Below are 11,738 nucleotides of genomic sequence, written 5' to 3' on the forward strand. Positions count from 1 at the left end.
AAAGATTAGAAAAAATGATCGGGAACAAAAAGAAAATCTTAGTCTGATTCAGACTAAGATGGGCTGGTTTATTAGGCTTCGATAGCGTTTAAAAGAGCGTCAGCTTGTGTTTTAAGTTCTGCTGCGACTTCGTCTGTTAGGACAAGTTTGCCGTCTGCCCAAGCGCTGTCATTCACACGGCTAGCTGTAAAAGGTTCAACAACAGTTGTGCGAATGAAAGGAAGGAGGTCTTCATAGATGGCAAAGAGTTTGTCGTGTCCACCATTGGCAACAGAAGAAACGGTTACGAGTTTTTCGTTGATGGCAGAAGGACCACGTGTTTCAGAGAGATCCATGGCACGGCTTAACCAGTCAAGGAGGTTTTTCACAGGTCCTGGGATAGAGAAGTTATAGACAGGTGAGAAAATCCAGATGGCATCGGCATCCAAGACAGCTTGTCTAACTTGAGCAATCTCAGGAAGAACAGGTGTTTCAAGGTCTTGGTTGAAAACAGGGACTTTTGAGAAGTCAAGGTAGTTGACATTTACCTTGCCTTCAAGGTAAGATTCGGCGATTTTAGCCATTTGTCCGTTAAAAGATCCTTGTCTTTGAGATCCAACGATAAATAAAATATTTTTAGTCATAAGATGTGTCTCCTTTTATTACTATGTAGTAATAATAACTAATTTTTTTAGTTTTGTAAAGTGATTAGCTCACAATTGTTTAAATTTCTTGAGGAGGGTGATGAGGGTTTCTTGTTCATCTGAAGTGAGGACGGACATGGCTCGGTGGACGGCTTCAAGGTGTTCTGGAAGGGTCTGTTTGATGCGTTCTTTCCCTTTTTCTGTGAGTCCGATGAGTGAAGCGCGTTTGTCATCGCTGGCTTGTTTGCGGTAAATCAAACCATGTTTTTCCATATTGCGAAGCACCACGGTCATGTTGCCAGATGTGGCCATGAGTTTTTCGATGAGTTGACAGATTTTCATCTCTCCTCGGCTGTAAAGAACATCAAGAACTCCAAATTGTGTGGGAGTGAGGTCGTGGTTTTTAAAGCTGTCCGAAACTTGATTGTCAATGCTCCATTGAGCTTTTCGAAAGACAATCATGGCTTTGACAGGTAGATCAAGCTCTTTTTTATCCATGGTTTTCCTTTCTTATATTACTAATTAGTGATAGTTTATCATGTTTTTGCCCGAAAGTCAATCAAAGAAGCACCATCTGTTACAGACGGTGCTTGATTTTATTCGATAATGAGTAGTCCATCTTTCATGGCAAATGGTTGGGTAGGGTTGATTCGGTCATAGAACATGATGCCATTGATATGATCAATCTCATGCTGGACGACGATGGCGTTGTAGCCTTTTAATTTGAGACGTTTTTTCTGACCGTCTTTGTCAAAGTATTCGACCGTAATACGAGCGTGTCGGATGACATATCCCTCAACAGGGCGGTCAACTGAAAGGCAGCCTTCGCCTTCAGATAGGGCGGCTTCTTGGACAGAGTGAGAGACGATTTTGGGATTATACATGATCTCTTGTAGGCTGTAAGCCTCCTCTGGAACCTCTCCCTCCTCTTCTGGCATATTGGGAACCAAGAGGGCGATGACCCTAAGCGAGAGGTCTAGCTGGGGAGCAGCCAGTCCCACTCCAGCTCTTAGTCCTAGTTTTTCTCCCATGATGGGATCTTGGGAGTTTTTGAGAAATTGCATCATTTTCTCCCCTAAAATGATGTGTTCATCTGATAAGGGAAGGGGGACTTCTTGGGCTACCTCACGTAGTGTCGGATTCCCTTCTCTAATGATATCGTCCATGGTAATCAGATGGCTGGGTTTGGTTAAGCGTTGAATAACTGACATAAATTCCTCCTCTTTGCGCTAACTATTTAAGTCTAACATAAAAGCAGGGATAAATAAAGCAGGGTCGTTGACAGAAGTTAAAAAATCTGATAGACTGATAAGGTCGAATCAGACAAAATACCAACTTTTTCTTGGTTCTAGGGTAGCCAAAGCCTAGCACTCGGATTAAGCAAATAAAGGAGAACAAACTTATGGCAATCTCAAAAGAGAAAAAAAATGAAATCATCGCTCAATACGCTCGTCACGAAGGTGACACAGGTAGTGTAGAAGTGCAAGTGGCTGTTTTGACTTGGGAAATTAACCACCTTAACGAACACATCAAACAACATAAAAAAGACCATGCAACTTACCGTGGTTTGATGAAAAAAATCGGTCACCGTCGTAACTTGCTTGCTTACCTTCGTCGTACCGACGTTAACCGTTACCGCGAATTGATTAGCTCACTTGGTCTTCGTCGTTAATCGAAAACCAAACCCAAAGCTCCTGCTATCAGGGGCTTTTTTCTATGTGGAAGAATACTTACCTATCGCCTGAAAATATGGTAAAATAAAAACAAGCGCTCTTGAGACAAAAATGAGGATAGCAGTTTGCTGTTTTGATTTTTGTGGCAAGAACGTGAGAAATAATCAAAAGGAGTATCAGATGAGTAAACAGGTTTTTGAACGGTCGTTTTATGGCAAACCCTTAGTGGTTGAGATTGGTCAGGTAGCCAAACAAGCCAACGGCAGTTGTGTGGTGCGCTACGGGGATTCTACGGTTCTCACGGCTGCAACCATGTCTAAAAAGATGAGTACAGGGGACTTCTTCCCTTTACAGGTCAATTATGAAGAAAAGATGTATGCGGCAGGCAAATTTCCAGGAGGCTTCAACAAACGTGAGGGACGTCCTTCTACCCATGCGACCTTGACGGCTCGTTTGATTGACCGCCCTATTCGTCCGATGTTTGCGGAAGGCTTTAGAAACGAGGTTCAGGTCATCAACACGGTCTTGTCCTATGACGAAGATAGTAGCCCAGAGATGGCGGCTATGTTTGGCTCTTCTCTTGCTTTGGCGATTTCAGATATTCCTTTTAATGGACCGATTGCAGGCGTGCAAGTGGGTTATATTGATGGGCAATTGATTATCAATCCAAGTGCTGAGGAGATGGCGCAGTCTCTCTTGGAGTTGACTGTAGCTGGGACCAAAGATGCTATCAATATGGTGGAATCTGGGGCCAAGGAATTGCCAGAAGCAGTGATGTTAGAGGCGCTTTTAAAGGGGCATGAAGCCATTCAGGAATTGATTGCCTTTCAAGAGGAGATCGTTGCTCAAGTAGGGAAAGAAAAAGCAGATGTAGAACTCTTGCAAGTGGACCAAGACTTGCAGGCTGAAATCATTGCAGCTTATAACAGTGACTTACAGGCAGCTGTTCAAGTTGAAGAAAAATTAGCGCGTGAAGAAGCAACAGAAACGGTCAAAGAACAAGTCATGGCTGTTTATCAAGAGCGCTATGAGGACCACGAAGAATTTGAGCGTATCATGCGTGATGTGGCTGAGATCTTGGAGCAGATGGAACATGCTGAAGTGCGTCGCTTGATTACGGAGGATAAAATCAGACCTGACGGCCGTCGGGTGGATGAGATCCGTCCGCTGGAGGCAGGCATTGATTTTCTTCCTAAGGTGCATGGTTCAGGTTTGTTTACGCGGGGGCAAACGCAGGCCTTGTCTGTCTTGACCTTGGCCCCGATGGGAGAGACGCAGATTGTCGATGGACTTGATCCAGAGTACAAAAAACGCTTTTTGCATCACTACAATTTCCCGCAATATTCTGTCGGGTCAACAGGGCGTTACGGGGCTCCTGGTCGGCGTGAGATTGGTCACGGTGCTTTGGGAGAGCGAGCTTTGGAGCAGGTCTTGCCGAGCTTAGAGGACTTCCCTTATGCTATTCGTCTTGTGGCAGAGGTTCTAGAGTCCAATGGTTCTTCGTCTCAAGCTTCTATTTGTGCGGGAACTCTAGCCTTGATGGCGGGTGGTGTTCCGATTAAAGCCCCAGTGGCTGGTATTGCTATGGGCTTGATTTCAGATGGGGAGCATTATACCATTTTAACGGATATTCAAGGTTTGGAAGATCATTTTGGAGACATGGACTTTAAGGTAGCTGGAACGCGCGATGGGATTACTGCCCTTCAGATGGATATCAAGATTGAAGGGATTACACCACAAATCTTAGAAGAAGCATTAGCTCAAGCGCAAAAAGCGCGTTTTGAAATTTTAGATGTCATTGAAGCAACGATTCAAGAGCCAAGAGCAGAGTTGGCACCGACTGCACCTAAGATTGACACCATCAAGATTGATGTGGACAAGATTCGCATTGTTATTGGTAAGGGTGGTGAAACCATTGACAAGATTATCGAAGAAACAGGGGTCAAGATTGATATTGACGAAGAAGGCAATGTTGCTATCTTTTCGAGTGATCAAGCGGCCATCAATCGTGCCAAGGAGATTATCGCAAGTCTTGTGCGTGAAGCCAAGGTCGGTGAAGTCTATGAGGCCAAGGTGGTCAGAATTGAGAAATTTGGTGCCTTTGTCAATCTTTTTGACAAGACCGATGCCTTGGTACGCATCTCTGAAATGGCTTGGTCGCGTGTCAATCGTGTGGAAGACTTGGTTGAAGTCGGAGATGTGGTGAGTGTTAAGATCACCAAAATTGATGAAAAAGGACGGGTAGATGCTTCCATGAAGGCGCTTTTGCCACGTCCACCAAAAGCGGTGAAAAAAGAGGAGGAAAATAGAGAATGACAGAGCTTAATCAAGAACTTGACCAACGGCTAAGAGCCTTTATCCACACGCCGGATAACTTTTTAGATGGCATTGCTTTGGTGCATGCTCTGAACAACTACCCTGTTTTGGCTAGCAGCAAGCCCTATGCCATCAAGGTCGATGGGCAAAAAGTGGCACCAGTCTTTACAGATCAAGCTGACCTTGATGCCTTTAAAAAAGAACAAGCCAGTGCCAACAAACAAGACTGGGTGCTTCGCTCTAGCCTAGAAGTGCTAGAAGAAGCGATTGTCCATGACTTATCTGGTCTGGTTTACAATCTCAAAAAAGAGGGCGATTTTGGCAATTCAACGGTTTTTAAAAATAACGATCTGGTCCAATTTATCAATAATTTTACCACTTTACTCAATGCCATCATGAGTGAAGAAAATCTAGCGGCAGATACGCTAGAAAAGATTTACTTTGTGCCAGCCTTTATTGACCTAAAAGACAATGGTGAGTTTAATCGTCTATTTCCGACCATGTCCGATCAGGCAAAGAAGAGCTATGTCCCTGTTTTTTCTAATCTCCAAAGTTTTGCCAAATGGTACAATCATCCAGATTTTGGAAAGCCTTTTAGAGAGGCTGGTGGTCTGGTTCTGGCTTGGAAGATTGACGATATCTACCATCCAAACGAGGACCAAAGCGGCATTGACGACACGGTAGGGATTGTGGTCAATCCTTTTGACGACCAACAAATCCTTATTAGTTGGTCTGATCTAGAGGAGTAGCCTATGATAAAAATCTATGATACCCTGACCAGAAGTCTAAGGGAGTTTACCCCACTTGAAGCGGGGAAAGTCAAGATGTATGTCTGTGGTCCAACGGTCTATAACTATATTCATATCGGAAATGCTAGAAGCGTGGTGGCCTTTGATACGATTCGGCGCTACTTTGAGTATCGTGGCTATGAGGTGACTTATATTTCCAATTTTACGGATGTGGATGACAAGATTATCCGTGCAGCAAAAGAGGCAGGAATAACGCCCAAGGAGTTGTCCGATCGGTTTATCGCAGCCTTTAAAGAGGATACTAAGGCCCTTGGGGTCAAGCCTGCGACCAAGCATCCGCGCGTGATTGATTATATTTCAGAGATTATTGCCTTTATTGAGGTCTTAATTGAAAAAGGCTTTGCTTATACTTCGGCAGGGGATGTTTACTTCCGTGTGGCGAAGTCTCACAACTACGCCAAATTGGCTAATAAAACGCTAGCTGAGCTAGAAAGTGGTGCTAGTGGGCGTTTGGATACCGATCAAGCCCTCAAGGAAAATCCTTTTGATTTTGCTCTATGGAAAACAGCCAAGTCAGGGGAGATTGCTTGGGCTAGCCCTTGGGGAGAAGGTCGTCCGGGCTGGCATATTGAGTGTTCGGTCATGGCGACAGAACTCTTGGGAGAGACCATTGATATTCATGGTGGGGGAGCAGACCTTGAGTTTCCCCATCATACCAATGAAATCGCTCAAAGTGAAGCCAAGACTGGAAAAATTTTTGCCAATTACTGGATGCACAATGCCATGCTCAATATTGACAATGAGAAAATGTCCAAATCGCTAGGAAACTTTGTCACAGCCCACGATTTGCTAGAACGAGTGGACGGACAGGTGTTGCGCTTCTTCTTAGCCAGTCAACATTATAGACGACCGCTCAACTATACGGATAAGGCCATGCAGGATGCTAAAACAAATGTCGCTTATCTCAAGCGCACCTTTGAACATCCCTTGACGGGCCAAGGGAGCAAAGAAGAATTGACGGCTTACCTTGAACGTTTTACAGTGGCTATGGATGATGACTTCAATACAGCAAATGGCGTGACCGCTTTATTTGATTTGGCTAAGTGGATTAACTCAGGTCACTATACGCCTGAAATTAAGGATGCTTTTGGTCAGTTGTTAGCCATCTTTGGTTTGGTCTTTGAAGAAGAGATTTTAGATGAAGCGATTGAGGCTTTGATTCTAGAGCGACAAGAAGCGCGTGCGCATAAGGATTTTGCAAGAGCCGATGCCATCCGCGATCAATTGGCAGAACAAGGCATCAAACTCCTTGATACCAAAGAAGGCGTGAGGTGGACGCGTGATTGACGTGAAACTGCTCAACGGGATCGCCCTAGCTTTTGAAGGGGATGCCATTTATTCCACTTATATCAGGCGTCATCTGATTTTTCAAGGCCTAACCAAGCCCAATCGTCTCCATCAGGTCGCAACCCGCTATGTATCCGCAAAAGCACAAGCTATGCTGATTAACCAGATGTTAGAAGAAGGGATGTTGACAGAGGAAGAAGAGCTCATCTACAAGCGAGGACGCAATGCCAATAGCCACACCAAGGCTAAAAATACCGATGTGATTACTTACCGCATGTCCACCGGATTTGAGGCGGTGCTTGGCTATCTTCATATGAGTAACCAAATCGAGAGATTAGAAACCCTGATTGTTTGGTGTATTCAAAAAATTGAACAATAATTTTACCCCCAAGTTCACAAGAACTGGGGGTAAAATTTTGGACTTTGTCAATGAGATAAGAAAATTCTATTTTTCGTGAGGAGTAGCAGATATGGAATTCCTCTTTTTTCATCGATTAAGTGCTGTATCTTTTCTGATGTTTGTAATATCCTTGTATATACCAAAAATGATGAAAGAACATTATCTTTAAAAGCAGAAAACAAGGCTAAATAACATATGATTTTAAAGGAGGAGGAAAAAGATGACTAAAAATTTGTCAAGGGACTTTACTTTACACCATTTCTATGGTATTCTATTAAAGTTGATAAAATGATTATCAAAATTTAATTCATGAAAGGATCAGATTACTATGGCAGTTCCTGCACGTCGCACCTCAAAAGCGAAGAAAAATAAACGTCGTACCCATTACAAATTAGCAGCTCCAACGATTCAATTCGATGCAACAACAGGAGAATACAAACGTTCTCACCGTGTATCTCTTAAAGAGTACAAAGCACGCAAAGCTGCAGCCGCTAAATAATAGAAGGGAGACATCATGCGCGTAAATATTACACTTGAACACAAAGAATCTGGTGAACGCTTGTACCTCACTTCTAAAAACAAACGTAATACTCCAGACCGTCTTCAATTGAAGAAATATTCACCAAAATTACGTAAACACGTGATTTTCACTGAGGTGAAATAATTGAATACATTAAAAGCCTACGAAATCAACGTTTCTAGGCTTTTTCTGTTATTCTAAATACAGTTTTGTCTGATTTTTATCTGATTAATTTTAGATGGCAGTATATCTAAAGTAAATATTATTTAAAATAATCTATAATGAGGTTGGCAATTTCTTTAGCATGAGTTTCAAGAGCAAAATGTCCTCCATCTAACAATTCAATTCGACTATTAGGGTTATCTTTGGCAAAAGCAAGTGCCCCTTGATAAACAAAACTTGGGTCATTCTTTCCCCAAGCCGCTAATAGCTTAGGTTGATATTTTTTGAGATAAGCTTGAAATTTTGGATAGAGTGCAACGTTTGATTGATAATCAAAAATCAGGTCAGATTGTCTTTCAGCATAACCTTCAGATTGTGAATAATAGATATCCAACAAATACCCATCGGGAGATAACTTACTGATGTCTTCACCACCAGAGTATTGACCAATAATGGTTTGTGGAGCAAATGCACTTTGATATTCCTTTCTTAGTTTAGGTGTCGGATTTTTCCAATACTCTGCTCGAGCTTCCCACTTTTTCCCTAAGCCTTCTTCATAAATATTCCCATTTTGACTAACAATACCCAGAATGCGTTCAGGGTACTTACTTGCAATCCTAAAGCCAATAGGAGCTCCATAATCAAATACATAAAGATAAAATTTCTCAATGTCTAAAGCAGATAATAAACCTTCAACATAAACTGTTAAATTATCAAAAGTATAATCAAAATTAGCATGATTTGGAGCCTCGGACTGTCCAAATCCGATTAAATCAGGAGCAATGAGATGGAAATCCTTCTCCAATAGTGGCATTAATTCGCGGAATTGGTGACTAGCTGATGGGAAACCATGTAACAATAAGAAAGCAGGTTTATCAGCTTGTCCAGCTTCACGATAAAAGACTTCCAAACCATTTACCATTATTTTATTATATTTCATTTTTTCTTACCTCACTTCTAATTTGTATTTATTATAACACTCAAAAAATTTCTTTACTAGTATCAATATATGATATACTTATCATAAATAATGATACCCTATGAAGGTCCTAAGTCTTGGTAAGTCGGATTGAATTGAGCTTGAAACTTATTTCTATCAATGTAATGCCGTAATATTTTCTCCACCTCAGGGCTCATTGGAATCGTGCAAACACTTTCCTTGGTCTTAAGGTCAGCGCGATAACGTTCCTTTAACCTTCTGCCTTACCTGTTTGATAAATAAAAATCAAAGATTGAGCCGTTGGTCAGATTGAAGAAAAAGTCCATTTGGGGATATTTTCTTCAATTTTTTTGGTTTTATTTATAAACAAAGCCTTTCTCTCTACTTCTATGTGCGTCCTCCGCTTAAATAGTTTGAGGAGAATTAAAAAGACAAACTTTTAAAATCAAGTTTGTCATTATCTTTTTTTAAAATTTTAATTGTTTATTATTCCACATTCATTTTTAGTTTCTGTTAGTTGTTTTCTTTTTTCGGTCAATAGATTTTTCGGGTTATAAGGTGACGCCCATTTTAGGTAGTCATGATTTTTCTTTTTTAGTTTCTCAATGCTAGTTTTAATAAGAATAGGAAAGAGATAGAGTTCATCCTCCTTTTCGATATAGATAAATTCCCAAAGAGCATATTTTGCTTTAATCATTAGTTCCTCCTCAATTTTTGTGATGCATTCATTTTATCTGAAGTCGTCCTTTTTAACCATGACAGAAATGTCCAGAAAGTCAGCTTTAGGAGTAAAGGTTAGAAAAAAGTAAAAAAAGTTTAAAAAAGGTGTTGACAGTGAGGAATAAGTTTGCTAGAATATAATAGTTGTCGCTTGAGAGAGCGATAGAAAGACCTTTGAGAACTAAATAAGAAACAACCAAGTAAGGGTTACACAAGTAACCCGTCAATAAAAAAGAAGCTAGTGATAGCTTGAGTAAGCATTAAACGAGAGTTTGATCCTGGCTCAGGATGAACGCTGGCGGCGTGCCTAATACATGCAAGTAGAACGCAGAGGAGAGGAGCTTGCTTCTCTCTAATGAGTTGCGAACGGGTGAGTAACGCGTAGGTAACCTACCTCTTAGCGGGGGATAACTATTGGAAACGATAGCTAATACCGCATAACAGCTTATGCTGCATGGCATAGGTTTGAAAGGCGCAAGAGCGTCACTAAGAGATGGACCTGCGTTGTATTAGCTAGTTGGTAGGGTAAAGGCCTACCAAGGCGACGATACATAGCCGACCTGAGAGGGCGATCGGCCACACTGGGACTGAGACACGGCCCAGACTCCTACGGGAGGCAGCAGTAGGGAATCTTCGGCAATGGGGGCAACCCTGACCGAGCAACGCCGCGTGAGTGAAGAAGGACTTCGGTTCGTAAAGCTCTGTTGTAAGCGAAGAACGGGTGTGAGAGTGGAAAGCTCACACTATGACGGTAACTTACCAGAAAGGGACGGCTAACTACGTGCCAGCAGCCGCGGTAATACGTAGGTCCCGAGCGTTATCCGGATTTATTGGGCGTAAAGCGAGCGCAGGCGGTTTCGTAAGTCTGAAGTAAAAGGCTGTGGCTTAACCATAGTACGCTTTGGAAACTGCGGGACTTGAGTGCAGAAGGGGAGAGTGGAATTCCATGTGTAGCGGTGAAATGCGTAGATATATGGAGGAACACCGGTGGCGAAAGCGGCTCTCTGGTCTGTAACTGACGCTGAGGCTCGAAAGCGTGGGTAGCGAACAGGATTAGATACCCTGGTAGTCCACGCCGTAAACGATGAGTGCTAGGTGTTAGGCCCTATCCGGGGCTTAGTGCCGTAGCTAACGCAATAAGCACTCCGCCTGGGGAGTACGACCGCAAGGTTGAAACTCAAAGGAATTGACGGGGGCCCGCACAAGCGGTGGAGCATGTGGTTTAATTCGAAGCAACGCGAAGAACCTTACCAGGTCTTGACATCCCTCTGACCGGCCTAGAGATAGGCTTTCTCTTCGGAGCAGAGGTGACAGGTGGTGCATGGTTGTCGTCAGCTCGTGTCGTGAGATGTTGGGTTAAGTCCCGCAACGAGCGCAACCCCTATTGTTAGTTGCCATCATTAAGTTGGGCACTCTAGCGAGACTGCCGGTAATAAACCGGAGGAAGGTGGGGATGACGTCAAATCATCATGCCCCTTATGACCTGGGCTACACACGTGCTACAATGGCTGGTACAACGAGTTGCGAGTCGGTGACGGCAAGCTAATCTCTTAAAGCCAGTCTCAGTTCGGATTGTAGGCTGCAACTCGCCTACATGAAGTCGGAATCGCTAGTAATCGCGGATCAGCACGCCGCGGTGAATACGTTCCCGGGCCTTGTACACACCGCCCGTCACACCACGAGAGTTTGTAACACCCGAAGTCGGTGAGGTAACCGTAAGGAGCCAGCCGCCTAAGGTGGGATAGATGATTGGGGTGAAGTCGTAACAAGGTAGCCGTATCGGAAGGTGCGGCTGGATCACCTCCTTTCTAAGGAACAGTAGAAATACTGCACGGATTTACTTGGTTCTTATTTAGTTTTGAGAGGTCTTGTGGGGCCTTAGCTCAGCTGGGAGAGCGCCTGCTTTGCACGCAGGAGGTCAGCGGTTCGATCCCGCTAGGCTCCATAGGGTACGTTTGTTATCCTAAGTTTAGTCCATTGAAAATTGAATATCTATATCAAATAGTAACAAGAAAATAAACCGAAACGCTGTAATACGAGACTTAAGAGTAGAGTCAAAAAAATAAGGTTAAGTTAGTAAGGGCGCACGGTGGATGCCTTGGCACTAGGAGCCGATGAAGGACGTGACGAACAACGAAATGCTTTGGGGAGCTGTAAGTAAGCGTAGATCCAGAGATGTCCGAATGGGGGAACCCAACAGGTTATGCCTGTTATCCCTACCTGTTAAGGGTAGAGGAGGGAAGACGCAGTGAACTGAAACATCTAAGTAGCTGCAGGAAGAGAAAGCA

Annotated in this window: 12 protein-coding genes, 1 tRNA gene, 2 rRNA genes and 1 pseudogene (1 of these 16 cut by a window edge); 10 read left to right on the top strand and 6 right to left on the bottom strand. The window is 43.2% G+C overall.

Going from position 1 to position 11,738, the window contains the following annotated elements; genetic code table 11:
- Window positions 1–71 precede the first annotated feature (71 nt).
- The 3 genes from ACZ49W_RS00160 to def form a co-directional block, all read right to left on the bottom strand.
- Window positions 72–623, bottom strand: coding sequence for an NADPH-dependent FMN reductase (locus ACZ49W_RS00160; RefSeq protein ID WP_464813358.1), 552 nt, complete (start codon window positions 621–623; stop codon window positions 72–74).
- 69 nt (window positions 624–692) lie between these two features.
- Complete coding sequence (locus ACZ49W_RS00165; protein WP_464813359.1) at window positions 693–1,121, bottom strand: MarR family winged helix-turn-helix transcriptional regulator; 429 nt, start codon at window positions 1,119–1,121, stop codon at window positions 693–695.
- 98 nt (window positions 1,122–1,219) lie between these two features.
- A complete protein-coding gene (gene def, locus ACZ49W_RS00170) occupies window positions 1,220–1,834 on the bottom strand; it encodes a peptide deformylase (protein ID WP_464813360.1) in 615 nt (204 codons plus the stop codon).
- 191 nt (window positions 1,835–2,025) lie between these two features.
- Here def and rpsO point away from each other — a divergent pair, with 191 nt between their 5' ends.
- From rpsO to rpmG, 7 genes are all read left to right on the top strand, one after another.
- Window positions 2,026–2,295, top strand: coding sequence for a 30S ribosomal protein S15 (gene rpsO / locus ACZ49W_RS00175; protein WP_002883618.1), 270 nt, complete (start codon window positions 2,026–2,028; stop codon window positions 2,293–2,295).
- 181 nt (window positions 2,296–2,476) lie between these two features.
- Window positions 2,477–4,612, top strand: coding sequence for a polyribonucleotide nucleotidyltransferase (pnp, locus tag ACZ49W_RS00180; RefSeq protein WP_464813361.1), 2,136 nt, complete (start codon window positions 2,477–2,479; stop codon window positions 4,610–4,612).
- The gene (locus tag ACZ49W_RS00185) at window positions 4,609–5,361 is read left to right on the top strand and encodes an SseB family protein (protein WP_464813362.1); all 753 of its coding nucleotides are present in this window, start codon (window positions 4,609–4,611) and stop codon (window positions 5,359–5,361) included. Before pnp ends, ACZ49W_RS00185 begins: the two co-directional genes overlap by 4 nt.
- A gap of 3 nt (window positions 5,362–5,364) precedes the next feature.
- The gene (gene cysS / locus ACZ49W_RS00190) at window positions 5,365–6,708 is read left to right on the top strand and encodes a cysteine--tRNA ligase (RefSeq protein ID WP_464813363.1); all 1,344 of its coding nucleotides are present in this window, start codon (window positions 5,365–5,367) and stop codon (window positions 6,706–6,708) included.
- Entirely contained in the window at window positions 6,701–7,087 is a 387-nt protein-coding gene (locus ACZ49W_RS00195; RefSeq protein WP_464813364.1) for a Mini-ribonuclease 3, read from the top strand. The genes cysS and ACZ49W_RS00195 overlap by 8 nt, the downstream gene beginning before the upstream one ends.
- Before the next feature lie 349 nt (window positions 7,088–7,436).
- The gene (gene rpmF / locus ACZ49W_RS00200) at window positions 7,437–7,607 is read left to right on the top strand and encodes a 50S ribosomal protein L32 (protein ID WP_464813365.1); all 171 of its coding nucleotides are present in this window, start codon (window positions 7,437–7,439) and stop codon (window positions 7,605–7,607) included.
- Between the two features lie 15 nt (window positions 7,608–7,622).
- A complete protein-coding gene (rpmG, locus tag ACZ49W_RS00205) occupies window positions 7,623–7,772 on the top strand; it encodes a 50S ribosomal protein L33 (RefSeq protein ID WP_002262412.1) in 150 nt (49 codons plus the stop codon).
- Between the two features lie 118 nt (window positions 7,773–7,890).
- Here rpmG and ACZ49W_RS00210 read toward each other — a convergent pair whose 3' ends face one another.
- The 3 genes and pseudogenes from ACZ49W_RS00210 to ACZ49W_RS00220 all read right to left on the bottom strand — a co-directional run bounded on the left by ACZ49W_RS00210 (window position 7,891) and on the right by ACZ49W_RS00220 (window position 9,427).
- Window positions 7,891–8,730: an alpha/beta fold hydrolase gene (locus ACZ49W_RS00210; protein ID WP_464813366.1), complete on the bottom strand. Its 840-nt coding sequence runs from the start codon at window positions 8,728–8,730 to the stop codon at window positions 7,891–7,893.
- A gap of 107 nt (window positions 8,731–8,837) precedes the next feature.
- Window positions 8,838–8,981, bottom strand: a pseudogene (locus ACZ49W_RS00215) (tyrosine-type recombinase/integrase); the annotation flags it as partial.
- A gap of 224 nt (window positions 8,982–9,205) precedes the next feature.
- Window positions 9,206–9,427 carry a hypothetical protein gene (locus tag ACZ49W_RS00220; protein WP_464813367.1) on the bottom strand — a complete coding sequence of 74 codons (222 nt, stop codon included), beginning with the start codon at window positions 9,425–9,427 and terminating at the stop codon, window positions 9,206–9,208.
- Window positions 9,428–9,710: 283 nt separating this feature from the next.
- On the opposite strand from ACZ49W_RS00220, the gene ACZ49W_RS00225 reads away from it, so the two are divergent.
- The 3 genes from ACZ49W_RS00225 to ACZ49W_RS00235 all read left to right on the top strand — a co-directional run.
- Window positions 9,711–11,258, top strand: a 16S ribosomal RNA gene (locus ACZ49W_RS00225).
- 64 nt (window positions 11,259–11,322) lie between these two features.
- Window positions 11,323–11,395, top strand: a tRNA-Ala gene (locus ACZ49W_RS00230).
- 121 nt (window positions 11,396–11,516) lie between these two features.
- A 23S ribosomal RNA gene (locus ACZ49W_RS00235) occupies window positions 11,517–11,738 on the top strand; it runs 2,677 nt beyond the window's last position.
- Together the 16S and 23S rRNA genes with 1 tRNA gene alongside form the textbook arrangement of a ribosomal RNA operon.

The organism is Streptococcus sp. STR1/CE/0325 (assembly GCF_055386095.1).

Excerpts from the sequence above, each read along its gene's own strand:
- ACZ49W_RS00160 (WP_464813358.1), bottom strand. The coding sequence starts at position 623 with ATGACTAAAAATATTTTATTTATCGTTGGATCTCAAAGACAAGGATCT.
- ACZ49W_RS00165 (WP_464813359.1), bottom strand. The coding sequence starts at position 1,121 with ATGGATAAAAAAGAGCTTGATCTACCTGTCAAAGCCATGATTGTCTTT.
- def (WP_464813360.1), bottom strand. The coding sequence starts at position 1,834 with ATGTCAGTTATTCAACGCTTAACCAAACCCAGCCATCTGATTACCATG.
- rpsO (WP_002883618.1), top strand. The coding sequence starts at position 2,026 with ATGGCAATCTCAAAAGAGAAAAAAAATGAAATCATCGCTCAATACGCT.
- pnp (WP_464813361.1), top strand. The coding sequence starts at position 2,477 with ATGAGTAAACAGGTTTTTGAACGGTCGTTTTATGGCAAACCCTTAGTG.
- ACZ49W_RS00185 (WP_464813362.1), top strand. The coding sequence starts at position 4,609 with ATGACAGAGCTTAATCAAGAACTTGACCAACGGCTAAGAGCCTTTATC.
- cysS (WP_464813363.1), top strand. The coding sequence starts at position 5,365 with ATGATAAAAATCTATGATACCCTGACCAGAAGTCTAAGGGAGTTTACC.
- rpmF (WP_464813365.1), top strand. The coding sequence starts at position 7,437 with ATGGCAGTTCCTGCACGTCGCACCTCAAAAGCGAAGAAAAATAAACGT.
- rpmG (WP_002262412.1), top strand. The coding sequence starts at position 7,623 with ATGCGCGTAAATATTACACTTGAACACAAAGAATCTGGTGAACGCTTG.
- ACZ49W_RS00210 (WP_464813366.1), bottom strand. The coding sequence starts at position 8,730 with ATGAAATATAATAAAATAATGGTAAATGGTTTGGAAGTCTTTTATCGT.
- ACZ49W_RS00220 (WP_464813367.1), bottom strand. The coding sequence starts at position 9,427 with ATGATTAAAGCAAAATATGCTCTTTGGGAATTTATCTATATCGAAAAG.